Here is a 26,654-nt window from a genome sequence, read left to right as displayed (position 1 = left end):
CTTAGGTATTAAAGAAGTATACGTATGTTCAAACTGCGGGTATATCCTTAAGATAAGATAATTGGATTAAGCCAATTCATCCTCACTAAGGCGTCTCTTTATCGGGTGCCTTTATTTTGCTGGGGTTAAGGTTTACACAACCATTGTTTACAATTCAATTTCAGATTTAGTCAGTTGCAAGCTTGAAGAGCCTTTGTAGTCGAATAGAAAAGCGATATCTCTCCCCCCTCTGTGTGAATGAACAACCCTCGTGTAAAAGGCGACATCCACTCAATCTTGCGGTTGGTTACCAGAAACTCTATGAAATGAAAACAGAAGTATGGTTGTCTACCACAGTGTTCGCTGCTTGAAACAGCTATCAAGTATCATATTGGTATTTTTTAGCAGATATAAGGAAATGTATGTCAAATGATGGTTTAGTAAAGTAAACATTCAACCTATTGAAACAAGGTGCGTATTTCGGAGCATTCCGAACAGCCATTTCAGTATGACCCGAACACCTATTTCGGTTTAATCCGAACGCACATTCCGCGATTATCCGAACACTTTTAAGCGAACTCCGAAATCAGCGTTCGGAATGCCCGAAATCCTTCCTTTTTCTCTTTTAAATCAATAGCTCGCTATTCTTTACTTCTTAAACAAGAACGTAAGGAAGCGACAATGGCTAAAAAGAGAACTCCAATGAACAAAATCAAAGAGATATTACGCCTTAAGTACGAGTGTGGGTTGTCCTACCGTAGTATTGCTAGTTGTCTCAATGTCAGTCTTGCAACAGTCTCTGAACTTGTCGCTCGTTTTAAGCAAAGTCAGATAGGCTGGCCTCTTCCAGAAGGTTACAGTGATACAGACCTTACTAAAGCTCTTTATCATTCGAAGAAAGCCAGTCGAGACAAGGTCATGCCAGACTTCGCTCAGTACGCTGTCGAACTCAAGCGTAAAGACATGACAAAGATGTTGTTGTGGCAGGAGTACCATGAGCAATATCAAGAGCAAGCTTACGCTTACACTCAGTTCTGCGAGCACTTCACTCGTTGGTTCAAAACCCAAAAGCGCAGTATGCGTCAGCTCCATGTTGCAGGTGATAAGCTGTTTATCGATTACTGTGGGCCTCGGCTTCAAGTGGTCAACCCTGATACAGGTGAAGTGCGCGAAGCAGAAGTGTTCGTGGCGACCTTAGGAGCGTCCAATTACACCTATGTGGAAGGCTTCCCGAGTCAAGGTAAGTCTTACTGGTTAGAGGCGCATGCCAATGCGCTCGAACACTTCGGTGGTGTACCACGGCTCTTGGTTCCCGATAATCTACGCAGCGCGGTCAGCAAAGCTAACCGTTATGAACCGAGGCTTAATGAAAGCTATCAAAAACTGGCAAATCATTATCAAACTGCCGTGATGCCAGCTCGCCCCTACAAACCGAAAGACAAAGCCAAAGCAGAAAATGCAGTCCTACTAGTGGAACGTTGGATCATGATGCGACTTTGCCATTAAACCTTCTATACCTTCAAAGAGCTGAACCTTGACATCCGTGAGCTGATGAATGACTTAAACGAACGTGAGATGAAGCATTATGGTGCAAGCCGCAAAGCGCTGTTCGACAAACTCGATAAACCCGCGTTAAAGCCCCTTCCTAAGCAGCGATATCTATATACTGAAACCAAGCGAGCCAAGGTTGGGCCTGATTATCACATCGAATATCGCCGTCACTACTACTCGGTTCCCCATCAACTTGTTGGCCAACATGTCGAACTGGAAGCCTCCAACCGTCTGGTGCAAATCTACCATCAAAGTAACTTGATCGCCCAGCACCCACGTAGCCAAAGGGAGCGCGGAAACAGCACTCAACCTGAGCACATGCCGAGTAATCATCAACATCAAAAGTGGTCGCCTGGACGTTTACTCAACTGGGGAGCCAATATCGGCCCCGCCACACGGGAAGTCGTCAATAAAATGCTGAACTCTAAGCCTCATCCCGAGCAGTCGTATCGTTCCTGCCTTGGGCTGCTCAACCTGAGCAAAGCCCATGGCGAATCGCGCCTCGAGCAAGCCTGTAAAGATGCACTGATGCTAACAAAACCCAATTACACCTTCGTCAACAATCTACTCAAGAACAATCGTTAGGGGCAACTGAGTAAAGATAAAGCGAATACGCCGAACCTTGTTCACAGCAATGTTCGTGGCCCGAACTGTTATCACTAGGAGAAAGGATATGAACGCACTCAATGACCAACTTAAAACCCTGCGCTTGAGCCATGCGGCGAAAGCGTTAGAGCAGCAACAAGAGCAACTGACCACCTACGCAGAGCTGGACTTCGAGGAGCGGTTAAGCTTGCTCCTGGAGAGTGAAATCTTGAACCGTAATCAGAGCAAAATCCAACGCTTGAAGCGACAAGCAAAGCTGAGAGTGGATGCCCAGCCAAGCCAACTCATCTACAAAGAGGGACGAAATCTCAATCGTAAACAGATGAGCGAACTGCTAACAGGCAGTTATCTGCACAAGCATCAGAATATCTTGATCACAGGCCCAACAGGTGCTGGCAAAACCTATCTTGGTTGCGCTCTGGCAACCAGTGCCTGCGACCAACAGCAAACCGTCAGGTACTACCGATTAACTCGCTTGCTTGATGATCTTACCGCAGGTCGTCTGGATGGAGCTATCAAAAACAACTTCAGTCGCTGGCTAAGAAAGGCTTACTACTCCTCGACGACTGGGGGATGGAAAAACTGACTCAAGAGCATGCTGGTCACTTGTTAGAAGTGCTTGAAGACCGTTACCAAAACAGCAGCACAATCGTCATCAGCCAGTTACCAGTAAAAGAGTGGTACAACATGATCGGCAACGCCACTGTCGCTGACGCTCTAATGGATCGTCTAGTTCACAATAGTCATCGAATAGAACTGGGAGGAGAATCAATGAGAAAACTGGCGAATCCGAACACTTAGAGTAAAAATAGGGAAAGAGAAAAAGTGCTGGTTCAGGTGTTCGGAATAAACCGAAACAAGCGTTCGCAATCACCAAAATACGCAACAAGGAAAGGGGCAAAACTTTCTTAGAGTATTCACTTAAATTAGAAAAATGCGGATAACTTTGGATATCGGAAAGTCGCTTAGTGAAGTGCCCAGTTCTGCTGGTACAGATCAGTATGTTTGTTCGAAGTTAGCAGGGCTTAGATAGAATGTGGGTTTTATGACGCGCTTACACTTTTCTGATATTACAATTCTTACATTTGAGATAACTATATTATTTATATCTTCTAAGGTTACTGGTATCGGTTTGAAAAAAGAGGTGTATCATGAAGAGATTAATTGTATGTATTTTAACACTTTGTGCTAGCCAATCATTTGCAGCCCTAGATAAAGATAAATTTAACAAGGACATGGATGCTAAAGGTTACAGTTTTCAAGGGTGTACATTACTGCTCATAGGGGGCTTTGATGTTCATCGTCAACGCCTCACAGTAATCAATTTAAAAAACGTCACTGCTGCAGTTTTACCTAAAATGGCTTCAGATAAAATAATGATATTAGAAGGAGGCAAGTATTACCCTCTCGATATTCAACTTAAAGACGGTGAAAATTCCACTGTGATTGAGTTCATGACCAAGATGAGTGAGTGCTCTGAATAGATTATAGAGAGGAATATATGCGTTTCAATAATATACCAATTTTCGTAATCGCACTCTCGGGTTTCAATATACTCCCAACTTATGCTGAAGAAATGCTTCAACAAGTCGAGTTCATGAGTGGTGCTTATTCAAACTTAAGTCCCAACACAGGCAAGATAGCCAAAGTGGAATATGTTCATATTATCAAGGCAGCTTCAACACATCCTAGTATCACGATAAATTCATATAAAAAGCCATTTGAAGATTCCATTAAACTTCTCAAAACTGAAGCCTTTGATGAATTGAAGAAAAGGGCAAAGTTAATTTGCAGTGATGAATACACCATCGTCTACGACCAACTAACCACACAGTTCTACCATTTGAGTGCATATAATATACCTTTGCTATCCCTACAGGGAAACGTCAATTGCATAACAAAAGAATGAAGCTTTAGCGCTGGCGGTTGATCAAATGAGAACTGATACAAACCAGCATCAAGGCACCAGTGCTCGTTGGCCTGTGAGTCAGATTTGTGGCATCATCAGGAGTATTGAGCAGACGGGCAAGCCTACCCAATCATAACTTACTGTCACACCGCCACCTTGCAACTGATCGAGAATTCATTAATCTGGTCGATTTGGTCACTAATCTGCACCATAAAAGAAAACGCGCCACTCCATCTTCACCAGACAGTACCTCAAATTTTCCAACCACCAACCAGAACTGTTCGTAGGTTCCACCCTAAATACTGTCCCATCATTACGCGCCTCCCTCAGTCAATCGCAACACGTTTTCCTGCGGTGGTACGTTTGATTTAAACAGCTGATAAACCATGGCTGAAGCCAACCGGTGCTTATCGTCCTTAAATGTTGGCGAGCCCAATTTATCAAACTCAATAAAGTTCGGTTTTCCACGACCATCCCTAAACAAAAGTGACGCCATGGCTTTGGTCAGCTCATGACTATTAAGCTCTCCTTTTGCTGCCAACTCAGCCAACCGATCAATCGCCTCGGTGCTCTCATTAGGATCAGACTCAAACGCATTATCCATTACACTCGCCTGCAAATAGCCCATTAAATACGAACTAGATGCAAAACCCATCATCGACGATGCCAGTGCTAGTCCTCCAACAGAGCCACCCGCAATGCTGCCAATGGAGGCACGCTGAAGATAATCGTTATCCGGAGAGAAGGTTTTGACGTAGTTGTGTGCATTCATCCCACACGCTTTACACAACTGCTCTCCCGTCACCTGGTAGCGCGTACCGTCCTTGCTTAAATAAGGGCTAAGAATAGTCGCCTTACTTCCACCTGAAAGAGATCTGGGTTTCTTGTCCTTCCCTCCCAAAGCCCAGAATAAAACCACAACAATAATGAAACCTATAATCAGAATTTCCATATGCCCCCCAACTCTTAATGATAAATTTAAATATTAGACAATAAGAGCCACTAACTTAGTGGAAACAACAGATAATAAATAACCGTATCAACTTTGAGACATCTGACCTTCGACAGAAAATAGCTCATACCAGACAAATACGATCAGCGCCACCCAGACCATCCAACTTAAGATCACCGAATCTCCCATTTATTCAACGCATGATTTCCTCTTACAGAAGTGGTCCCCGATTTTCGGACATGACTTTAAGTGATTGATCTGTTTTTATAGTACCCAGAAATACTGGAGCAGGTTATGACTAGAAAACGCAGAAACCACTCTCCCGAATTTAAAGCTAAGGTGGCATTGGCTGCCGCTAAAGGTGATAAAACTGTCGCAGAGTTAGCACAGAAGTACAACCTGCATCCCAACCAGATCTCAACATGGAAGAAAGAGCTGCTTGAAAATGCAGCCATGATCTTTGCCTCTGAAAGTCGGTTGGGCAAAGACAATTCTGAAGAAGTGGACAAACTCCACGCTAAGATCGGTCAATTGACCATGGAAAATGATTTTTTGGCGAAAGTGCTCGGTCGTTAGATCGGGCACAGCGAAAGAATTCGCTGGATAAATCCACCCAATTGCCAATTAAGCGTCAGTGTGAGTTGCTCAATATAGCTCGTTCTACCGCGTATTATCAGCCTACAGGACTCTCCTGTGAAGAGATTGAGTTACGACGCATCATCGACGAGATCCACCCTCAGTATCCATTCATGGGCAGTAGGCGTATTCGCAATGAACTGATTAAAGAAGGGTATCATGTTAATCGTAAACGCATTGTTCGGATCATGCGTGAAATGGGCATTGGTGCTATTTATCCCAAGCCTAAAACGACCATTGCAAACAAGGCTCACAAGGTTTATCCCTACCTACTACGTGATATCGAGGTTACATACCCAAACCAAGCTTGGGCCATTGATATCACGTACATCCCAATGACTAAAGGGTTCTTGTACTTGGTGGCAATTATCGACTGGTTTAGTCGTAAGGTGTCGGCGGACAACTAAGATCGAAACTAAGACAATAAAGTTCGCAACTTTAACATTAAAGATTGAAACTGCTAGGGATAAGCACTCCTCCTGCTGAAACACGTTTTTGGAATTACACTGGCGGTGTCTTGCAGGTGGTGTTACTGATACCGTCAATGTTACGTTATCGGCTGGGAAATGCTATGACACGATAGGCCCAAAGCGTACTACTTTCACGAGAGAACATAATTACATTATCACAGATAAAATAACTGGGAAAAGCCACACTAAAACCACTTACACGCATCATCATATCAAACAGTCTTTTTGCACTAATATGGGTGTTGCTCCTGTTTCTTGTGAAGAAAAACCTTTTAATGGTGTCAAGCCATAGTGTTAATCGCCTGTATAGTCTCTTTATTAACTGAGTAGCTACCGACCTATGAACAATTGTCATTAGGAAATGTAGGCCAAAATAAATGGTAGTTACGTGTTCGATATGGAAGTCAAAACACAGATTTGGACAAAAATTAGCTACAGCTTTCGCTAAATTAGCGTTTAAAGGATAACCTGAAGTATTGCAAAACCTCTTACCAGTTGACCAAATTAACTATGCCACTACAGATGGCTATGTGGATCAATTACAGCCAGTTACTGAAATAGTCTCTCCATATGGCAATTGAAATTCTCTCTATGCGATGGCGGTGTAACAACGTGTGCGTGCCGCTTAAACAAAAAATGCAAAGCTAGTCAATAAGTATGAAATTGACTATGTAAACCTTGAATAACTATTTCTTCCCCCCTAGGCTCGTCTTTCTAAGCAGATGATAGCTCGGAGCGATTTTTCATTAGCACCACGGATAGGAGAATAAACTATGAAATGGTTGAATTATGCATTTTTGTCGCTGGTTGTCGTTTTACCCTATTACGCACGCAGCCAAACATTAAACGTGCCACCAGTGTTGGACGGAACGGACGTAGATACAGTGTCTATTGATGGGATTCGCTTGGGGGACAGCATCGCTTCTTTGCTAGAGCGAGATCCTATCGACTCTTCTAAAGGGACGTATTCCGTCAATAGCCAAAACATCCAAATTAATTTAAACAATGAATGGTCCACGTACAGCGGATATTGCCGCCAGCAATTTTGGGAAGGCAACAAAATTGATAAAAGGAAGTTAAGCAAAGAGCAGCTTATACGTCTTTCTGACGCATTTACTAGCGGTACCGAAAGTTTAGCTCAAACGAGCGTTCCAGCAAGTTTTTTCTATTCCTATATAGATGAAAATAGCTCTGATAGCGCAGAGGTAAAAATAGTTTACAACCAACAGAATGGTATCGTTACAGATATCGCTTATCGTAGATCGTATCCCTACGATTACGAAGAGGTTGCAAAAGCACTCAAGGCTAGGTTTAATCTAAGCCAGTTCTATGACTTTAAACGTGGAGGCAAACAGCTCTACGTTGTCCAAGCACGCCCGGTTACCAATTTTGAGACCGCTATGGAAGCGCAGAGTATGCATGGCACTTTTAATTCAATGCGGAACCCTAATAACGAGTACCCTGACAAAGCCATGCTAGTTATGTTAAGCGGTGGTAGCGGTAATGGTAATACCAGTTTGCAGATTATGCTGTCGACGCAAAGTGATCCTAAAGACGCGCTGGAAACCTTGAAAAAAAGTTGCGTAAACGCAAATCGAGAAGTCGTTGATGCAGTAATGAGTGAAGTAAAGGATGCACCATTATCACTTTAGGCTCGGTTGAGTGTGTATACTCTTGCAAGGACTGATTGGCATTGTGTTAGCAGGTATGAAGATACATATCAGCCAGTAGTCGAAAATCTGCGCCATACTCGTCTTTTTGGTGGTAGAGGTAGTTGCAGCTTGGATGATAACAGTTTTACCGCCGAGGCTTTAGACGTTGACCGAGCCCACCTGCCAACTGGTATCACACAGTCATAGTTCTGTGTCCAGACTGTACTGACCTGAATAGCCCTCGAGTCTATACACATTAGTTAGTTTTGTCCGAACTGAACCCATTTCCCCAGGTGCTTTCGAGGTATTAGGAAAAGTATGAAGAAACGCCATACGCTCTCATGGTATGTAAACTACTCCAATCACAGTTTGGGACAAAACCGACTTAGCACAAGCACCACCCTCAGATGTGATCACCAACCTCGAATTTAACACCACCTATCAGGTTCTTGAGCGAGCGAACTGAATGGCAGTTTTCAGGTCCAGAGTTAGAAACTAATTAATAATAACCAGTATAAAACGCAGACAACAAAAAGGGAGCAGTCACTCAACGCAACTACTCCCTTCAAAACACCAATTCGGACTACTTCAGCTCATAGAACAATTCGGTCAAACCAGCTTCACCAACTTGTTCCACTAACTGAGCAACAAAGCCATCAAACTCATCAGGAAACCCAATTTTCGCCAAATCATACTCAGCAGCAACTTGATCCAACGATAGGTTACGAACTTCACCCTGATTCTTAGCTCGACGAGCCTTGTCATTCAGCGAGGTAATGGCTTTACCCAAATCACCACCAGCAACCAGCGCGGGATGAGCAAGCAACAAATGGCGCGCAGACGGATAGAGCTTACCTTGGTAGAACATAGGTTTGGACTGACCTTTTAACTTCTCACGCTCGGTGTGAGCAGCAGACAGCGCTTCCTCTACAGATATGCCAGCCTTTATGCGGTTCATCAGCGTACTTTGCGCCACACCTAGCTCTCTAGCAGCTTGGCGCATACTTGAGTACTCGCTGCCGTCTATAACAACTTTCTTGCGGTAGTCACCTTTAGGGCGCGCTTCTAGTTCAAGGGCTTGCTCTAGTGTCCAGCCAAACTTGGTTATGCGTTCGTTGACCAGTTTAGGATTCAAACCATAGTGACGCGCAGCAGCTGTTCGGGAAGGGAACTCAACCCCCTCAATTTCATAGATATTTTTCATATAGTTATCACTTTTCAATTTGCTAAGCATAAAACCACACAGAGGCTGCCTGGACAAGCCAGACGACCTCTGCATGGTCACTACTCTAAATAGACCTTAAAACGGCGCATCATCGTCTACAGGTGCTTTTTGAGCTATACCCTCGCCGAAGCTAACCTTAGATTTAATCTGCTCATATAACGCCAGCATATCGCGCACCAGTTTAGCGTTTGGTCTCGGCTGTCCGTTAGGTTTCACCCAGTTCTGTTGCTTCCACTTCGGTGCCCATTCAGTGAGGGTTTTTATCGTCGCGGCATCCATCCCTTTAATCTCGATAGAACTCACCTCCTGATCTAGCAAACTTTTAGCGATGTTTAATGTGTGCATACAGAGCTGGTAGCGCATTGCCGAAACTGTAGAGTTCTTAACTTCAAATACTTGCGTGTCACCACCTACAACCGAAACCGTCGAACCCTTACCGCCAACACCAAGCTTACAGGTAATGGTCTTTTTCGTAGGTCTTGCTGTGAAAGCACTCAAGAAGCTTAAATCTTCTTTTGGTCGAGAATTACTGTATCGATTTCTCTTAGGCTTACTGTGCGCAAGGCGAGCATCACGTTCAGACACCAACTCCTGCAAGTATTCTTCGGCTTGTTTGTAGGTGAAAGCCCCCTTCTTCTTACCACCGGGGTTAGCAATAATTTTCTCACATTCAGTCCATGTTTTTACGATACGAGCTATGTTGTTATTTACCGATGCGTAAAAGTTAAACTTTTTATTAGCCATAATAATGCTCCTTAAAATTTTATTGAGTTAGCCGCCGGAATGACGGCTGAGAATTTGAATAAATGTCATTGCGTGTGAGGTTGGGCTTCTTATATCCCCAACGGTGCAATGGTTGATTGGTAAAAAAACCCTTCCAGATAAGGGCTTTCGATAGGTCAATATTTACGATCTCAGTTCGGGCTGAGAGCTTCCCGAAGTGAGGAACGAGATTCAGGGTTGAAGAGGATTTCAACTTCGAAGTCAGGAAACTTCGAGACTATTAAGCGAGCTAAGTTGATAGTCAGCTCTGTCATCGGTACAGCGCCTTCAATCAATTTGGCGTTCTTAGCACTACGAACAGCGGTCGCTTTAGTTGGATAGCCAATATCGGTCATCCACTCAGCTAACGCTTTGGCGGTAATCTGTTTCTTACTCATACCGCTTTTTTCATGCGCGTAGAAACGCAAGAATAAGCGTGCCATCAAACTGTCCGAGGTCTCATCAGCCTTTAAACGCAGGTCCTTGTGACTCGTGCTTTCTGCCATTACCAAACGGTCTTGCCATGAGCACCAATCATCAAAATCCTTTAGAACATGAGACTTGCGCCAGCGATCAAAGCGCAATCGTGTAAACAGCATCTCATCCAAAGATTTGTGCGGTTTGGTTTCAAGCGCAATATGACTCCGTCCTTTCACGTCAACCATTACCGGATTTAGGAGCTGTCGCTTTTGATCATATTCCATATTCAGGAAGATAGACCGCTTCTCAAGCATCAAATCCTTATGTTCTAAAAAGCGCATCCGGTTCGGTGTAAGGTAGCTACCATCAACTTTGTCACCGGGCTTTCGGGTGAGATACTTGTTCACCATATAAGCACTTTGGTCAGTAACCATCGGATCGACCTTAACGCCACCTTTAGCCAGTATCGGCTCAAAACCTTCACTTCCGATAACCGTGTACTGAGCACGAGTTTTCGCACCGATCAGTTGCTTCGCTTGATGCTTGAGTTCCAATACTTCACCACCAGTTGGGTCTATACGATGGTAGAGCTCTCGGAACCGCTGACAAATAGAGCCACTTAGGTCTATCTCATCTAGCTCAGCATTAGTCAGAAAGCCGTCGGTAGTGACTGATACAACAACCTTGTCATCGGGGATGTTATGAAGCATTTCCCCCAACAAGGCTCTTGCAAGTCCAGTGGTATAGGCAGCAAAGAAGGGATTGGTCAAAGTCGATGGTGGTAGTTGCGTAGAGTAACCAGCCTGAATATCGAACGACCTCTTAGGGCGCAACGATTGAGCTAGCTTTCCGTAACAACTATTTAACATTTCTTTGGTCAATTTTTCATCAAAACTACCCTTAGTGAATGACTTACGGCGTTCTCTACCCCATTTCATAAACGGCTCGAAAATACGAACATCATTCTTCCATGGCACTACAAACGCTTGCTTGATGGTGATTTCCGCACCTTGGTTATACGCAATTTCAAGCTCATGACCTGTACAATGCGTCTCACCCGATAGCGGGAATATCAATCCATACTCAGATCGAACGGCTAAACTTGGGAAGCGAGTATGTTCAGGGAACTTAAACTCAACCCAAGCCAAAGCACATTTATCACCAAATAACTCATTAAGATCTCTGGTCATGTACATCTGATCGTATGCCAACTCGCGCAGACCTAGCGTAATCGCCGAATAGCAGCTTGGAACGTCATAATCTCGCCAAGTATCAATAGGAGTAGGACCAGCGATAAATGACTCGTTGCGACCCCCATGGTAGACCATGGTCGAAAAGTACTCTAATGTCATGCGAGCCGTTACAGGCACATCACGAGTTATCGTTAGTGGTTTACTTCGGTCAGACGGCCACACTTCTTTAGTCACCTTCTCAAAACCAAACAAACCACGGTAACCGCGCTTATCCTCCAAACTATTCACAAAGGCTTTAACGGCAATACCACCGATGGTGAACGGAACCGAATTTAGACCGAGTGTATTTTGACAGAAGGAAGAAACCCGCTCGAAATGACGAGCACTGATAATTGAATCAGTAATTGCATACTCAGCGAATTTCTCAGGCTCTGCTTCCAGAAACTCATCCATTCGAGAGATAGAGTACGGCTCTGGAATTTCAACTTTGGGTATAGACAGTAGGTCACCTACGGATGAGAGGGATGAGCCATTAGGCGATAAAAGCATGGTGTCATAGAAAGTGATGAAGAGTGTTTTCTTGTTACCAGACTTCGAGTAAGCCTGTAGTGGTTCTTTGTCGATACGTCGAGACATGACTTTATCAAGTTCTAGTCCGTATACGTCATCAAGACTCGCCACCGTCTTACGCAACCCTTTTACGTGGGTCTTTAACTGATCAAAGGCTTGGCTGAAGTTAAACAAATCCGCCGATAGCCAATGGGCGCACAAAATGATGTCTGTCGGCCACTTATCAAGTACTTCATCTTCCATCGCTTTTTCTATAGCCTGAACCAAGCATTTGTCCAGTGCCAGCCGTCCCGATTTTTTGGTCGAATCAGGGAACAAGATAATAGTTGATAACTTGCCCTGGAACAGAACCGCGAATTGGTAGCTCAAGATACGGTTGTAGCCTCCGCATTCAGACTCCACATACTCAGTATCCATGGCTATCACGGGACGTTCAAAGAACGGTGTTGCCTTTCGCTTTTTACGCTTGGTTTGCTTCTTCTTTTTGGGTTTGCGGAGCACTATGGATTTAGCTTTGCGCTTTACGCCATCAAAAGAAGCAGGCTCACTCGGTTGAGCTTCACCCCAAGCACTTACCGCTTCTTCCTCAGTCCAACCGGATGTTGCTAGGTTGTCCATGCTTAAGTCAGAAGACTGCTCTAACCAATTAAAATTTTTACTCATTAGGTTTACTCCAGATACGCAAAAAGATGCCCGAAGGCATCTTTTTGAAAGGGTTAAAAGATAGGTCTTATCGATATTCTGACCAGTCCACCGTTGGCAAATCATTGCCTTCAGAAAACGATATCAGCGCATCAACAATCGCATCTCGTAAACCGTCTAGATCTGAGTATTCTTCGGGAGTAAACATCGCGAGTAGGTTATCGCTATTCGTCGCCGTAATCAGAAGCGCTCCAGACTTACCTGAAATGAAAGCGTTGGAGATCGCACTCGCGTGAATCCAGCTTCCACTTTCCAACATCAAGCACTTTCCTTTCTCTGGCTTCACCGCTTTTAAGATCTTATCGAACAGCTCACCAACTTGATCGCCAGACTCGTTAAGAATCAAGTGACAGTTCTTATCCAACACCACTAAGCGATCATCAGACGCTAATACTGTTTTGCCGTTAGCCACATTCGCGACACCAGATTTCGTTTTTACAAACATTGCGTTCATTTTTTATTTTTCCTTCTAAAATTGAATTGTTAAAGAGCAGCGAAGAAGCTCGCTGCCCCCTCGAAAACAACCAAGCGAGAGAATCGCTGCGTTGCTGAGGTCCATATTAGGGATGAAAGAAAGCACTCAACTAAGAAGGGAATAGAGTCGACAAACCACAAAATAACTGACCTTGATATTTAAGACCAAAGAATCTCAAGCGGAGATCCCCAGTCACGAAAGGCGCTAGAAGAAATATCAATCGTCAATGCTGTGATAGTAAAAAGCTCGATCTTCGGTACACTTTTGTTTGATTTTCATAGGCAGATACTAAAAAGCCCAAAGACGTCCTAACGGACGCCTTTGGGCTTTTATCTCTATTGAGAGATATTACTGTGTTAATGCATTGTCATCTCTTTCTCCCAACGCTCAACCTCACTACGCAAGAAGCGCACACTGCGGCCTATGCGCATCACTGGCGGTAAGCTTTTAGGGTTGCGAGTTACATTAGTTCGTACGGTTGCCGGGTTTAAGCCGTACATTTCAGCAAATTCTTCAATTGTTAGTACTCTGGACATGTCGAACTCCTTAATCGATTTGTAAGTTAGGTAGCATGGCGTCAACGGTCTGCTGAGAGGCTTGCGCTAAATGGGTATTTTGATAGTAGGCGTAACGCTCGGTGACATTCACATTGGAATGACCAAGGCTTTGCTGCGCGAGACGGATATCGTTCGTCGCAATCAACATTTGGGTTGCGTAAGTGCGGCGAAGATCGTGGATAGTAAAAGGTGCGTCCAGACAGCCTTCTTGCTTCATGGCAAGCTGAATGCGCTCCATACAAGCGCGTGGGTAGGCAATGTGCTCACCTTTGTTCTTTAACGAAGGGAACACCCAATCGTTGAACGACACTTTGAGACATTTACGGATCAGGCGTTTTGCTGGCTCGGAGAAATAGACGCGCTGTGATTTACCAGACTTAGTCATCAGCAGGAGCGCAGAAGAAAGGTCATCCGCAAGCATAGATCGAGTCAGGCTAATCACATTACCAATGCGCATACCTGTCAACAAACTCAACATCAGCGCACTCGCATGTAGAAAGTTAGGTTCAGCACACGCATTCCGACAAAAGCTTTCCGCTTCTTTCGAGGACAACACTCGGTCTTTCGCATTGTTCTCCACCCTCTTTTTAACGCCCTTTACTGGACTTTTATCGATAATCTCGTGCTCAACCGCCATCGAAAAAAGTTTCGACAAGAAGGCGTGATAGCGGTTAATAGACGCATGACTTAAGTCAGTAAGTGAATTGAGAAACCGCTCAACATCACGGCGAGTCACGTCCGTAACACGCTCTTTACCAAACGCAGCCATTACGCGCTTAGAGCGGGATAAAAAGGTCTTAGAATCGCGGTGATGATTACGACTGTATGGAAGTACAACGTCATCAAAGAACTGTTGTACAGTCAAACGCGACCCCTTCTGGTATGCCCCAGACTGAACATCAGCGATAAATTGGTAAGCCAACTGATTGAATTCAGCAAACTTCATTTCGGGGTAAGTCCCAAACGACTCGTAGTAACGCTTTCCTTTCCAGCCAAGGCGAACAATCCAGCGCATACTCTTCGCGGTCACAAGTAAGCGCAATCGGGGGTTTTTCTTCCAAGGATACTCAACACCTTGCTCGCCCTTAGCAGGACGAGGCAAGGCGTTAAGTACCTTCTGGTTCATTTCTATCGGTGTAGTGCTCACAATATCTCACTCCGTATAAGTAAATCGTGAGCAAAGATTAAGGTGACACTGACTGAAGAGTGCCGACCACACGACTCCCTCTACAGACCATAAAATATGATGCACCGTAAGAAAAAAGAGTTCATACAAAGAAATTAACTCGTTAGTATGCACAGATTAAGGAACCATTTTGTTTGATTTAATATGCCTAGAAGAAAACCCGTACTCTATGAAAAAACGGTTTACCTTTTCACGCCAAAAGCTAAACCCTTATCAATTCATAATAAGCACTTGCTCATCATTACCCTACAGCGGCTATTTGGCTTCAGTCCTGATAAAGCTACCGCAGCATTGGAAAGTGCCTTTAAAAAAGCAGGGTTACACCAGTCGTTCCCAAAGCGTTCCGCACATTCCACTTATAAAACTAAGCACATTAAAACGCTCAAGCCATTGAAAGAATTGTCAAACAAGAAAAGAATTGCGCTCACTTTAATCGAGAGCAGCATTGTAGAATTGGACAGCAGTAAAGACGAGGCATACCAAGATATAGAGATGCCAATCACGGTAGATATTCTAGACTTCCCACCTTGGTATAAACAAAACCGAGAATTTATCCAGCTCTTGGGAAACTTCATTTCAACCGAGCGAAAGTACGAAGAAGAAAGCCATCAGTTGCTTCTTGAAGCCGTACGCAGAGCATCACCACCAGCAGAAAAGCACCTAATAGAAACGAATCTCAAGTTCTACAAAAAACATATTGGTCAACCAAGTACCAATAAAGTAGCTAACAAACAGCTCTTAGATGCCAAACTCGTTATCTTTAACACCATTAACGACGAGGTTGATAACAAAGATAGTAAAGCTGATACCAAAGAAAGCAAAGAGATTGAGACAACCACTCATAATTACTTAGATTATTATGACGATACGCGTGGCGAAACTGACGAGAAAGACGACGAACAGAGCACGTACCTTATCTATCTCTTGGTTAAACCAAGCAAAAGTATCAAATACATCCCGTTCAAAATTACCAACCTAAATCCGCTCTACAAATATCTTAGTAGTAGAGACAGCACTTACTCAGTGTATGCAATTAAAAACCGTAATCAATTAACGCTCGAACTCGTTATTAGTGACAAAAGTCGAATAAAATATAAAGCCACCATCGAGCAAGACTTTCAGCAAGACGTACCTAACCCGTTTACTGGTCAGATATTATTCAATAAGTTCAACTTTTGGGAGCCATCGTTACCTGACAAAAAACACACAATTGTTAGACAAAGAAAAATTCACACATGTAACGTAAAGCTCTCAACATCGGAGGGACATATCGGCAAACGCAGCATAAGGTATATCTTACAACGTATGCACCAATCGCTCTCGCTGACAGAGTTTCACGATATCGTTACACCCAAAATGTTCATTGAAAGACCTCAAGCATATAAAACGAAACCTATCTTGCTCACGTGGCCGTGTGAAATTAAGAATGGTATTAATTCCCCAACGGACTAAATGAACACAGAGGAAAAAGTCCAATGAGATAAAGGGAAACCACTTCCCATCAGTTACGACAAAGAAAAAAGTAGAGGCAGTTTCGCCTCTACTTTTTCACTAGATAACATCTAGCTCATCCAACGCCCCTCCGATTAATGCACCTGCGACAAACCCAATCGCCCCGCCAATCACGACACCTTGGGGGCCATAGCGGGTACCGAGTGTGGCACCGTACTTCGCGAATCGAACACCTGTTGACGAGCTAGGCTTAAACCAGCGCTGTTGAGGGTTAGAATGAAAATGTGTTTTCGTCATAATTTTTTCCTTTTCTATAGGTACAAATACAGAAAAGGGCGATACCTTTCGATATCGCCCTTGTTGATAAGCCTAATTTAGTGATGGGACTTAATCATCGTCATCGTCAGCCATGAAGTCACCGCCGAGCCAACCATCGTCGCCCGGTTCCATGTCGAAGTCCTGACTGAAGCCAGAATCTTCTGTGCCATCATCATAGTCACCTTGGTCTTCTGTCCAACCACCCATAACGAATACTCCTTCTTAGCTGTAATCCATTGCGCCACATGTATCGCATGACCCACCCTTGGAGACCCAACCGGGACAACCTAAAGAGCGGCATGAATAACCTGATGCCATAAGTGGCTTAATGAATGTCACTTGCATTACTTGTTTCCTTTAATTGACGTTGTAGTAAATCTACGTTGTGTAGTATCCCACTGCGACCGGACAGGATATGTCCAAGACCGCAGAATGAGTGTGAAAATAGTCATCGTCATTGCCCTGCCTTATCCAATGAAAGCTATGCCAAATCTAAGTGCGTGACGGTTAGAAACATTTAAAAATGTTTTGCCCTCAACCTGTCCAGAGGAAACCGTACGCTAGTAGCATGAGCGATAAGAGTGAAAAGCTAGCTTTAAGGCTAGGTGACATATTGACGAGATTGTTTATGGGAGAACTGCTCTCCCCTGAGCAGTTGGTAGCGGATTATCAGGTAAGTGAGAAAACCCTGAGACGCGATTTCAATGAAAGGCTAGTCAACGCTCCAATTATCCGCACCAATGAGGGTTATCGGTTAGATCCAGTAACTCGAAATAATGGTAATGCGAATACCAACAAGGTACTGCACGATACGGGTTTGTCCGCGCTATTGCCTAACCACTACAAGTTCAACGGTCACACTCCCATTCTGTTTAAGAATCCACGCTCCGAACCCATCGGGAAGTTCGATGCGCTGTTTAGACAGCTGACCGAAGTGATTACCACTCACTCTGTTATTGACCTTACCTACAATGGCAAAACGTTTGAATCTGTCCATCCCTATCGCTTGGTGAATGACCGTGGTATCTGGTTCCTCGCTGCGACCTACTGTGACCAGCTACATTCGTACCGACTGCCGAATATTTCACGGATTCACCGCCGGGAAGATAAATACAAACCGAGTCAAAAAGTCCACGAGGAGATATATAAACAAGGGATGGAGTGGCTAACTCCGGATGATGCTGAAGTGCTTGTACAGGTTGATAGGGAAGTAGCTCCGCACTTTCTTGAAAGTATGATTCTTCCCCACCAGCAGCTATTGAAAGAACTGAGCGACGGTAGTTTATTGGTTAGCAGTCGAGTATCAAGATTGAGCGATATCTTACCCTTGTTGAAGTCGTGGATGCCTCAAGTCGAGGTTCTCTCTCCAGTCAGTCTCAAGCTTGAACTGATACGCGATCTCCACGCCACATTGGATCGTTACAAGTAGTCGACACGTTTCAGACTACCGAAACCGATCAGCTTACTGAGTAATTAGATCATGATGATCCAAATACTTTATTTGCTGTACGTGAGTATTGTTTCATGACGTTGCCACGTTAATAAATGACGCCCTAGCGTTCTCTCTAGAAGCACAGATCCAAAACAACAAAGAACCCCGACATAATGTCGTTTCACAGCACCACTACAGCCCCTCCTAACCATCAACTTGCCACTATGTACCGATTTTGAGCTTACCTATGTGAGATAAGCGAAAGAGACGATTTAGCGAAACTTGAAACCGATACCACGTAAGGGAAAACTCAAAATGATGCCATTTTTCGTCGTTAATTAGCAAACACTAAAATAACTCCGGTAGGAGAAGTAATTTAATAGGGGTATAACCATGATGTCTGATGCACGAACTCTGCTCCAAATCACTCAGTCCAGTCCGTATTTTTACCTAGTTGATATCGCTAACTTGTTAAGCTTCACCGCCGTTGGCTATCTACTGGGTATGATGACTGGATAAACAGAGCCATAAATTGAACTTGTCACCATAGATTCCGGTGACAAGTTCCTTTTGTTACACCTAGCCTGTTTTAACTAGCTTCTGAAAATAGGTGAAAAATTTGAGTAAAAGTTCATTTGTGTCAATCCATTCACGAATATCGTTATAAATCTATCAGTTAGACTAGTGTTTTATAAGTGAAGCATGTTTAATCCGCATATCGAAACCAAAACAAAATAGGTACAAAAAACATGTCTATTTCATTCAATAAAACAGAGCATCTACTTAACGACTGTCAAAGTGAGAAAATTGCCAAGTGTGCGGCAGCAGCTTGGGGACATGAAGCAACGATGGGAACTCAAATGTTTTTCGCAGAGTCGGATCACTACTCGATTCAGATGGCAGAAGAGCATTTGGAAAACCCAGAAAGCCAAGAAGTTATCTTCATTGACTTTCTAGCTTACAGCGACCATGAAAAGTCACGCACATCTGCGGTTGTTTACGAGAAAGAAGACCTCGTAATGCTTTGTCATTGGTTTTCATTTGGGGATGATGAGGAAGAGTATTTTGAGCCTGGATACCCTATGACCACTTCCGGATTCTTCAGCTACCTGAACTCTCTACCAAATATAAAGAGACATGTTCACCCATCTGCACTAGATGACAAGTATCAGCTAGGGTTGTCTCTACTGGACGAACTAAGTCAGTAAGTTATACCTAATTCTGTTTGTACTGGGGGGTACATTGGATAAGTTGTCATTTCGTATGGCAACGTTGAAAATACCCTAGTTTTCGCGCCAAACTACGAACATAAGATTAAGGGGCGCCTCTCGTCGCATAATAAGGGCTAGCCTTTACCCCTAGCAGCAGAGATAGCATCAGACAAATCATTCTCTCGGTATTTTATATAGGCTTCCCACCCCTTACTGCTCCCATTGCTTCGACATAGCAATGGGAGCTTTTAATAACAAAACACCAGTGTAAACCAACCAAACTCGTTAAAATTAACGCTCCCTTCCATGGTGTTTTCACCGTTCATTGCAATCCAGCAACTTCATCCCCTCTGAATCCCGAAGGCAACGGATTGGGTAAACGTTGCTAAAACTTGCCCCAATGAAAAAGGCTTCCCATCACACCATGATTAACATGGAGCAATAGGAAGCCTCTGAGTCACTAGGAAGTGAGTAACCAATTTTATGGTTCATATACGGTGCTTTCAACTTGGTTCCAGACGAATGGACTAATCCACAGTGACTTTTATCTCATCGAACACGCCCATTTCGACGTAGCTGAGAAAGTTGGATTCCCACATCGAGTAGAACTCCATTACCTCACTATTTGTTATCGGCAGTTCTGGAACATAGGAAAAACTGGCTGTTCCAGATGAGAAGTTAAAATCCACCTCTTTAACCAGTTCGGGATAAGGACCACTGCAATACGCAAAGTCAGTGATGTAATCAAATATCCACTGGTCGTAGAGGCGGACAAGCCTGATTTCAACGGGGTGCCAACCGCCGTTTTCCGAACTGTAGGATGAATCTCGGAAGTTGATCACAACCGATTGGATCATGGGTGTCCATTTACCTGATTCGCTGATCGCTCGGTTTAAAGCATCTTGAAGACTAGTTGATATCGGTAACAAAAGGCGCTCAGTATCAAAGACTAATTTCATAATAAAATCTCGTTTAAATTGTCAGGGAAGCACTCTTAGGCAGTGCTCAGTATGAAAAGCCAGAATTGGCTTAGTGGGTAAGGCTTGATGTGGTTTTGGGGTTATTCAGTTTTAGCTTCAGAATCCACTAGAGACAGGATTTCCTCTCGAATCGTTACGTAGTCTGGCGCTAGAACGTGGAGAAACACTGACTTCTCCGACTGGATGATAAGACCAAGCCCCCTGCAACAAGCAGCCATAAAACCCGCGTTGTTCGCTGACTGTCCAGAAAACACACACTTCATCACAGAGCTCTTGAACGGCTTATCACCCTGCACATCTAGTACAGCTGTGATATCTTTAAGCGGGATCCATTCCTTGCTGTGTAGTCCTCCGCCTTCATTACCCGACATGCGGATATAGAGTTCGTTTTCCTCGTCATGTAAGGCGATTTCATAGAACACATGGTTCTCTGTTTTCGGTGATAGCTTTTTAGCTTTGCCCTCACGCACGATATAAGTGAAATGGTCTACTGGTTGATCGTCAGTGACCGTGACTTGTTCATTGCCCTCTAAGATTTCAGGTTGAACCGTTTCTTGTTTATTGCTTGGTTTACGTGCCATAGGACACCTCCTTTAAGATGGAATTGTTCAGGTTTAATTTGGTTTTAAGATTCAGTTTGGTCTGCTAGCATCACGACAGGGAACGTGGGACTGTTCATAGGAGCACAGCAGTACACGCCAGAGCCTTCCATGGTCACTATGGCGACCGCCAGCAACCAAGGACAGTCATCATCGTTTAACAACAGCACCCATTCAGGGTAGTTAGTAACAAAGCGAAGGAAGTGCAGATCTTCCTCAGATTCTTCACTCAAGGTTTCGTTGGTATCCCCTTCCTCAATCAAGTACAAGGTCGTACCGACCTCATCCCAAAACGTTTTTGTGCTTTCTTCATCACCGAATGGTTCTATCAGGTGCTCTAGCAGTTTTGCTTTCACGCCATCAGGCATTGTCAATGATTGAATGTCTTCAAACTTGTTTACTGTTTTCATCGTGAATTTCCTTCTAATAATGAAAAAGCCCCTGTTTAGCTCATCGCTAAACAGGGGCTTTTCTAATGTATTTCTAAATTAACTGGTTAAACGTAACTTCTTCATTCCCAACGTATCTCTGGCTTCGCAGTCACCATATCCGACAAACGAGAGCCAATCTCCCTCCGACGCCCTACAGTCAATTTCGAGTAGCGCCTTGTGGATGAAAGGTCAGCGTGATTCAACTGCTTGGCTATGTCGTGTAACGAGACTCCTTGGCTAGCTAATAAACTCCCAACCGTATGGCGAGCTGAATGCAGGGTTAGGTTCGCTTTATCACCGGGTATGTCGGGTAGTCCCATCTTGGCTTTGATAGCCTTGAAAGCATGCCTAGGTTGCCCTACTGGTTTACCCTTTTTGCGTCCAGGAAAGAGATACGGATTATTCGCCACATGAGGTACCGACCTCAAAATATCAAGCATGTAGTCACTTAGGAATAAAACGTGACTAGTACCGTTTTTCGTATGCGGAATAGTGAGTGTTTTCTCCTCCCAATTCACATCGGATTTCAAGCGCAAACGCAGTTCCTTATCCCTCGCGCCAGTCAAAAACAGCAAAGCTAGGTATGCGCCAATACTTTTATCTTCATGGTTCAGAGCGTGACCTATGAACTCCTTTAGCTGTGATTCGGACAAGTACCCAGTTCGCACGTTATCTTCTTTCAACAAGCTCACCTTGTCAGCAATGAGTGGCGCGTCCATCAACTTATATGCCTGACGATTGATCGTTTTGAGCAGAGCTAGAACACGGTTTATCGAGGCAGGAGCATACGGTTTACCCTTAATCGTAACGGCATTCTGCATCTCCATTTGGACTTTGATGATATCGGCGGCGGTTAGTTCATGAATGGATATGTGATGTATCGACTTTGCCAAACGAAACCGAGCAACGTCATCTTTCCAGCTACGTTTCTGTTTAGCCAGTGGCAGGTACACTTCATCAAAGAACCGCTCCAGAGTCATCGTCTTCTCGGTAGTCTGATTGTCACGCTCAAGCTTGGGATCAACGCCTTCTATAATTTGCTGGCGATACTCTTTGGCTGTTTTGCGCAATGTGGCGAGGTCAGTTTCAGGGTGCTTACCAAGACCAATGCTTGCCTTCTTACTTGTTACCGGACTGGTATAGCGTAGAAGGAAGCGTTTCCCGCCAGACTTACCCACTAAGCAGCGAACACCAGTAGGCAAACCAGAATCCTTCATAGCGGACAGATTGACTTCGTAATCGGTAGATTTAGCGCTAGCTGGATTGGATTTAAGGTTGTTAAGGAAAGTGGTGGTGAGTCGTTGTGATTTGCTCATTTAGACCTCCGTTAATTTATATACCCACACTTCAGTAATATAAATTTCAGAGGTCTTTAGTTACGGGTACACCATTGATTAATAGTGGTTTTAGGTAAAAAACCACTATAGTTAACAAAACTGAACAGACATAGGACGATATTGATGCACTACCAAGCACAGCCAAATATGATGAGATATCGACACGTCATTCAAGGCTAGAAAAACATGTATATATTATCGAATATCACTGGCTCCCATCACCAAGATCTGCAAAGGTTAGTTGATCAAGGTGGCGATAGACTTCTCATTACATCACCGTTCTTAGCTTCTGATATGACAAATTTTTTAGATGGCTTTCATTTCAATGCAGTCAAGAACATTGAACTGGTAACGACATTCAAAGCCAATGATCCCGAGCAGTTAACAAAGCCAAAACAACTATTAGACTTCCTCGAATACTTCAATGCCAAATACCCAAAGGTAAAGGCAAAAGTTCACATCGATAATAACCTTCATGGAAAAATCTATGCCCTAACCAAAAACCATGAGCATCAAGCTATCATCACATCGGCAAACTTCACTAAAAACGGATTACACCGCAATCACGAATGGGGGGTACTAACCCCACACAGTGCCCATCTGGACAATCTTATTGATGAAATTTACGAAGCCATTGAATTTAGAGAGCTTACGTTAACTCAACTCAGAAAAGCCGTGATGTTCGCTGAGCAGTATAGATCACAAAAAGCATGGGAAACAAAGCAGCCAAGTGCTGACATCGATATCCTACCACGAGTCTATTCCTCTGAGAGCGACTCAGATAAAGAGCCACTCTACTTCCTAAAACCAATTGGGACTCAGGATGATCCTGTACTTCTCGAAGAACGACGAGATTACTCAGATCTCCACCAGAACTTACACTTTTCCAAGAAAAAGCCTAAAGGTGTAACCAAAGGCGATATCGTCATTACAACTGGCGTAGGGTGTGGTTCCTTGCTTAGTTACTTCAAAGTCACGGGTAGTCTTTTCCATGTAACAGATCAAGAGATAAAACAGGAGGCTTGGAAAGAACGCTGGCCTTGGTATATGGAAGGACAAAACCATAGCTGTGACTTCGGTGGCTCATGGTGGAAATATGACATTAAACGTAACGCAGCATTAGAAGAATTCCGACAACTTTATCCCACTATTCCAGTGACGAAGTCAGGAAATTTCACTCTAGGCACGCTTAACTTCGGTAACGATAAAGTACAGATAACTAAAGAATTTGGCGAATTTTTAATAGGTAAAATAAAGAATTGCATGAAGTGAAAATAAAAGCCGAACGATACAACACGAAGTTATATGGTTCGGCTTTACCCACCCCTATCCCTAATAAACCTTGAACCGTTTCAGCTACTTGCCTCAGCGTTTTCACCTAGTCAGTGACAGAGTACAAGGTTATCCGAATACCTATACACGACCTCAACTTTAAAGCTAAGGTGGTGCTCATGATGAAAGGTATTTGTTGTTGAACTGGCATCCAGTTCTGCTTTGAGGATTAAGCCCCTCTTTGGCTATTGGGTTTTCGGTCACATCTTAAAACGGCAACAGATCGCTATGCAAACCAAGTTTCATTAACTTTTGATAAAAAGAAAATCTCATCGGTGAAATATGCTTGTGATTAAAAAAATGGGAAGGCGTATCTTGATCTAAACGACCACAGTTCACCGCCCAGTCAACGATGTTAGATTGAACCAAAAGATGACCTAACAATACTTCAAACTCTTGAATTAACTCATCGGTATTGTTGCAGTCTATAACTTCCCAAAGGTACCAGTTTGACTCTTCATTATCTGAGGATACCAGCCCCTTTGAATTGGTTTCTATTAGTGGTGAATATCCCTTTTGGACTTTTCTCCATTGAACAAAACCAGCGCGGTATTGAACCACAAGTTTATAAAGGCTATTACTTTCTAGAATCACAACTCTCAAGACATTGATGCCCTTTTTATACTCATAAGACGGATCTAATCGGACATGGTGTTTGAATATGATATCTCCGGTTAGCTTTATAAATTTAGTTGATAAGTCATCTCCATCAGGTGCGTGTCTATAGAACAAATGCTCCATTTTCCGCTTAAGTAAGTGACCATAATTGTTTATGAAGTAGCGCATTTGTCGCTCAGTAGCTAAAGCATGACCATTTAGCCATCGAGATGCCAAAGAACTAGAAGATCCACTCAAACCGGCCTTCTTCTCAATCTCTTTATTCGTGTAATCGCCTTCTTGTTTAGCAATTTTCAACAACTGCCTTGTGTATTTGTATTTTTTATCGTCACTCATCGTCATGCCAACCAACTGTTATTAAGATGAAAGCCGATGATATTTAATCATCGGCTTTCATCTTAGTCATCTCCTAAATAATCATCGTTATTAGGGTTGTGAGCATCCGCCCAATCATCCATATCTGCATCATTATTCGGGTTATTGATATCTGACCATAGATCTAGTTCGTCTTGTGACATGTCCGAAGTATCAACCATATTGAATCTCCTACTTCTTGCCTTGGTAACGTGAGTTATTTGGGTTCAATTGATTAGCTCTGTTATCAAGAACTTTCTGGTACGCAGTATTGTGACCTGAAGTTCCTTTGTTGCTATTAGCTTGATTCGCTTTATGGTTGTTCTGTTTGTTGCCCATCGTTCTATCTCCTTTGTTGAATGAACGATGACATTGTATGAGAGTCGGTTTCGTAGCGATGATGATAGGACGGTGATTGTTCAGTGATTCTTAGTGATATTCAGTGATTTTGGACGGATGAGTGAAAAATGTCATAGCTTAAAAGGGAAACTACCACTGTATTACCTACAGATTTCGCCACCAGAACCACTAACATAGTATTAATAATAACCAGTACAACAGCAGCCTACGGCAAGCTGTTGTACTGGTTATTATATATTTAATATAAAAATCCCAACCAAGATCTAGTCCTCATCTATCAAGCCACATCCACGTAATCCTACAACTACCGACACCAGCAACGCGTTTAGAGTCCATAACTTACATAGAAACTCGCTCAAACCACATATTTTTCTACGGTACGCCACTCGGCACACCAATTCCTCACTCGAATCGCCAGAGAGTACCGAGATCATCACTCAGCAAGCTTAGGACAGCGATATTCACACACTGATGGTTAGTAATAGCGATGGAGAATACCGCCATTTATTACACTTTAATGAGGTCGGTAAGTCAGCGTACTAACACCTAACCCATTTTTTCTTGGACTGAGGACTACGCTTGATTTGGTTATTTTTGGAAAGCTCATTGATTGCCTTGGTAAAATCTGACTTTGACAGCCCTAGCTGCTTTTGAAAGCTTGGATCTAAAGCACGAGGAGACTTCAAAGCATGAAGAAGCTTGTCTTCAGGAGATTTTTGGGGTGTCTGCTGTGGCTTAACAATTGGAACAACTGTGTTCTCTCTAGTTCTGATGCTTTGAAAAGGTGCGCCTAATTGCTTGCACTGAAACTCAAATGCTGAAATCAAGCTTTCATCGTTACTGTATAGCTCAAAATGAACAGAGCCCAACTGCTTTTTATCTAAAGCAAGTAGCACCCTAGACAGATATGCAATGATATAGAAATCGGCTTGGTTCTGACCTGTCGGATAGTCAGATAAGAACAGGTACAACGACTTTTCACAAACAAGCTTGACTGAATCTGACTTAGAAAAAACAAAGACTTTATCAACAACAGAAGCGTTAATCTTTTCTAGCTCCTTCAGTCCTACATTTTCAGCATCGACGAAAATCATCTTCATAGTTGGTCAAGCTCCATTTGTTCACCACTATAAAGAAGATTACACAGTTGCATATTGATATCAACTTGGAGTTAATTCATCTGTGTGATTGATTGTAGGTGTATTACCCCAACGCGCTTACTACACACACCGCAAAACCGCCTATCTCAAACCGACTTTTCGACTATCCATCAAAACGATCAGGTGTTCCATAAGGGCAAAGCCAAAACATCATAGCACCGTAAAGTCACCATGGTCGTACCATGGTTCTGGCAGCTCGAAGCCCTTGACGATACTGGCTTGCGA

25 protein-coding genes and 3 pseudogenes are annotated in these 26,654 nt (G+C 43.5%); 11 read left to right on the top strand and 17 right to left on the bottom strand.

The features are described 5' to 3' along the window. Positions 1 to 660 precede the first annotated feature (660 nt). The 4 genes and pseudogenes from istA (at position 661) to R8N28_RS14615 (ending at position 4,045) form a co-directional block, all read left to right on the top strand. Positions 661 to 2,193: pseudogene (istA, locus tag R8N28_RS14630) on the top strand (IS21 family transposase). Continuing rightward, positions 2,165 to 2,937 (top strand): annotated as a pseudogene (gene istB, locus R8N28_RS14625) (IS21-like element helper ATPase IstB). The pseudogenes istA and istB overlap by 29 nt, the downstream one beginning before the upstream one ends. 350 nt (positions 2,938 to 3,287) lie before the next feature. Next, on the top strand, positions 3,288 to 3,620 hold the full coding sequence (locus R8N28_RS14620) for a hypothetical protein (protein WP_065274871.1): 333 nt from the start codon (positions 3,288 to 3,290) through the stop codon (positions 3,618 to 3,620). Between the two features lie 17 nt (positions 3,621 to 3,637). After that, complete coding sequence (locus R8N28_RS14615) at positions 3,638 to 4,045, top strand: hypothetical protein (protein ID WP_065274872.1); 408 nt, start codon at positions 3,638 to 3,640, stop codon at positions 4,043 to 4,045. A 313-nt stretch (positions 4,046 to 4,358) separates the two neighbouring features. Here the strand turns inward: R8N28_RS14615 and R8N28_RS14610 are convergent, their stop codons facing one another. Then, on the bottom strand, positions 4,359 to 4,997 hold the full coding sequence (locus R8N28_RS14610; protein ID WP_132937358.1) for a hypothetical protein: 639 nt from the start codon (positions 4,995 to 4,997) through the stop codon (positions 4,359 to 4,361). Between the two features lie 294 nt (positions 4,998 to 5,291). On the opposite strand from R8N28_RS14610, the pseudogene R8N28_RS14605 reads away from it, so the two are divergent. Together R8N28_RS14605 and R8N28_RS14600 are read left to right on the top strand one after the other, a co-directional pair. Next, positions 5,292 to 6,031 (top strand): annotated as a pseudogene (locus tag R8N28_RS14605) (IS3 family transposase); the annotation flags it as partial. A gap of 845 nt (positions 6,032 to 6,876) precedes the next feature. Then, the gene (locus R8N28_RS14600) at positions 6,877 to 7,755 is read left to right on the top strand and encodes a hypothetical protein (RefSeq protein WP_065274875.1); all 879 of its coding nucleotides are present in this window, start codon (positions 6,877 to 6,879) and stop codon (positions 7,753 to 7,755) included. A gap of 583 nt (positions 7,756 to 8,338) precedes the next feature. Here the strand turns inward: R8N28_RS14600 and R8N28_RS14595 are convergent. The 6 genes from R8N28_RS14595 to R8N28_RS14570 all read right to left on the bottom strand — a co-directional run bounded on the left by R8N28_RS14595 (position 8,339) and on the right by R8N28_RS14570 (position 14,806). Then, complete coding sequence (locus R8N28_RS14595) at positions 8,339 to 8,959, bottom strand: hypothetical protein (RefSeq protein WP_065274876.1); 621 nt, start codon at positions 8,957 to 8,959, stop codon at positions 8,339 to 8,341. Between the two features lie 96 nt (positions 8,960 to 9,055). Then, the gene (locus R8N28_RS14590) at positions 9,056 to 9,724 is read right to left on the bottom strand and encodes a hypothetical protein (RefSeq protein ID WP_065274877.1); all 669 of its coding nucleotides are present in this window, start codon (positions 9,722 to 9,724) and stop codon (positions 9,056 to 9,058) included. A gap of 170 nt (positions 9,725 to 9,894) precedes the next feature. Beyond that, entirely contained in the window at positions 9,895 to 12,588 is a 2,694-nt protein-coding gene (locus R8N28_RS14585) for a hypothetical protein (RefSeq protein ID WP_065274878.1), read from the bottom strand. 67 nt (positions 12,589 to 12,655) lie between these two features. Next, positions 12,656 to 13,081 carry a hypothetical protein gene (locus R8N28_RS14580; protein ID WP_065274879.1) on the bottom strand — a complete coding sequence of 142 codons (426 nt, stop codon included), beginning with the start codon at positions 13,079 to 13,081 and terminating at the stop codon, positions 12,656 to 12,658. A gap of 377 nt (positions 13,082 to 13,458) precedes the next feature. Further along, positions 13,459 to 13,638, bottom strand: a complete 180-nt coding sequence (locus tag R8N28_RS14575) for a helix-turn-helix domain-containing protein (RefSeq protein WP_005484891.1) — start codon at positions 13,636 to 13,638, stop codon at positions 13,459 to 13,461. 10 nt (positions 13,639 to 13,648) lie between these two features. Next, positions 13,649 to 14,806, bottom strand: coding sequence for a tyrosine-type recombinase/integrase (locus tag R8N28_RS14570; RefSeq protein WP_237289014.1), 1,158 nt, complete (start codon positions 14,804 to 14,806; stop codon positions 13,649 to 13,651). Between the two features lie 183 nt (positions 14,807 to 14,989). On the opposite strand from R8N28_RS14570, the gene R8N28_RS14565 reads away from it, so the two are divergent. Continuing rightward, positions 14,990 to 16,297 carry a hypothetical protein gene (locus R8N28_RS14565; protein WP_065274881.1) on the top strand — a complete coding sequence of 436 codons (1,308 nt, stop codon included), beginning with the start codon at positions 14,990 to 14,992 and terminating at the stop codon, positions 16,295 to 16,297. A gap of 99 nt (positions 16,298 to 16,396) precedes the next feature. Here the strand turns inward: R8N28_RS14565 and R8N28_RS14560 are convergent, their stop codons facing one another. Beyond that, complete coding sequence (locus R8N28_RS14560) at positions 16,397 to 16,594, bottom strand: glycine zipper domain-containing protein (protein ID WP_023585707.1); 198 nt, start codon at positions 16,592 to 16,594, stop codon at positions 16,397 to 16,399. A 90-nt stretch (positions 16,595 to 16,684) separates the two neighbouring features. Next, a complete protein-coding gene (locus tag R8N28_RS14555) occupies positions 16,685 to 16,822 on the bottom strand; it encodes a hypothetical protein (protein ID WP_023585706.1) in 138 nt (45 codons plus the stop codon). A gap of 316 nt (positions 16,823 to 17,138) precedes the next feature. On the opposite strand from R8N28_RS14555, the gene R8N28_RS14550 reads away from it, so the two are divergent. The 3 genes from R8N28_RS14550 (at position 17,139) to R8N28_RS14540 (ending at position 19,255) form a co-directional block, all read left to right on the top strand. After that, positions 17,139 to 18,044 (top strand): helix-turn-helix transcriptional regulator, encoded by a 906-nt coding sequence (locus R8N28_RS14550; protein ID WP_082240162.1) that lies wholly within the window; start codon positions 17,139 to 17,141, stop codon positions 18,042 to 18,044. 396 nt (positions 18,045 to 18,440) lie between these two features. Then, the gene (locus tag R8N28_RS14545; protein ID WP_255212448.1) at positions 18,441 to 18,566 is read left to right on the top strand and encodes a hypothetical protein; all 126 of its coding nucleotides are present in this window, start codon (positions 18,441 to 18,443) and stop codon (positions 18,564 to 18,566) included. A gap of 230 nt (positions 18,567 to 18,796) precedes the next feature. Continuing rightward, positions 18,797 to 19,255 carry a hypothetical protein gene (locus R8N28_RS14540; RefSeq protein WP_025767633.1) on the top strand — a complete coding sequence of 153 codons (459 nt, stop codon included), beginning with the start codon at positions 18,797 to 18,799 and terminating at the stop codon, positions 19,253 to 19,255. 530 nt (positions 19,256 to 19,785) lie between these two features. Here R8N28_RS14540 and R8N28_RS14535 read toward each other — a convergent pair. The 4 genes from R8N28_RS14535 to R8N28_RS14520 all read right to left on the bottom strand — a co-directional run bounded on the left by R8N28_RS14535 (position 19,786) and on the right by R8N28_RS14520 (position 22,584). Beyond that, positions 19,786 to 20,217 (bottom strand): DUF2787 domain-containing protein, encoded by a 432-nt coding sequence (locus R8N28_RS14535; protein WP_065274883.1) that lies wholly within the window; start codon positions 20,215 to 20,217, stop codon positions 19,786 to 19,788. 101 nt (positions 20,218 to 20,318) lie between these two features. Next, complete coding sequence (locus tag R8N28_RS14530) at positions 20,319 to 20,819, bottom strand: hypothetical protein (protein ID WP_082240163.1); 501 nt, start codon at positions 20,817 to 20,819, stop codon at positions 20,319 to 20,321. 44 nt (positions 20,820 to 20,863) lie between these two features. Continuing rightward, positions 20,864 to 21,247 (bottom strand): hypothetical protein, encoded by a 384-nt coding sequence (locus R8N28_RS14525; protein WP_065274884.1) that lies wholly within the window; start codon positions 21,245 to 21,247, stop codon positions 20,864 to 20,866. 101 nt (positions 21,248 to 21,348) lie between these two features. Next, a complete protein-coding gene (locus tag R8N28_RS14520) occupies positions 21,349 to 22,584 on the bottom strand; it encodes a tyrosine-type recombinase/integrase (protein ID WP_065274885.1) in 1,236 nt (411 codons plus the stop codon). A 207-nt stretch (positions 22,585 to 22,791) separates the two neighbouring features. Between R8N28_RS14520 and R8N28_RS14515 the strand changes: the two genes are divergently transcribed. Then, positions 22,792 to 23,877: a phospholipase D family protein gene (locus R8N28_RS14515; protein ID WP_065274886.1), complete on the top strand. Its 1,086-nt coding sequence runs from the start codon at positions 22,792 to 22,794 to the stop codon at positions 23,875 to 23,877. Positions 23,878 to 24,144: 267 nt separating this feature from the next. On the opposite strand, the gene R8N28_RS14510 is transcribed toward R8N28_RS14515, so the two are convergent. From R8N28_RS14510 to R8N28_RS14495, 4 genes are all read right to left on the bottom strand, one after another. Continuing rightward, complete coding sequence (locus tag R8N28_RS14510) at positions 24,145 to 24,891, bottom strand: hypothetical protein (RefSeq protein WP_065274887.1); 747 nt, start codon at positions 24,889 to 24,891, stop codon at positions 24,145 to 24,147. 62 nt (positions 24,892 to 24,953) lie between these two features. Next, positions 24,954 to 25,091, bottom strand: coding sequence for a hypothetical protein (locus tag R8N28_RS14505; RefSeq protein ID WP_172438150.1), 138 nt, complete (start codon positions 25,089 to 25,091; stop codon positions 24,954 to 24,956). Between the two features lie 10 nt (positions 25,092 to 25,101). Further along, positions 25,102 to 25,248, bottom strand: coding sequence for an alpha-amylase (locus tag R8N28_RS14500; RefSeq protein ID WP_065274888.1), 147 nt, complete (start codon positions 25,246 to 25,248; stop codon positions 25,102 to 25,104). A gap of 560 nt (positions 25,249 to 25,808) precedes the next feature. Beyond that, entirely contained in the window at positions 25,809 to 26,369 is a 561-nt protein-coding gene (locus R8N28_RS14495; protein ID WP_029841376.1) for a hypothetical protein, read from the bottom strand. Positions 26,370 to 26,654: the final 285 nt, after the last annotated feature.

Source organism: Vibrio sp. Vb1554 (assembly GCF_033344235.1).
This window is presented reverse-complemented; position numbering and strand designations above follow the sequence as displayed.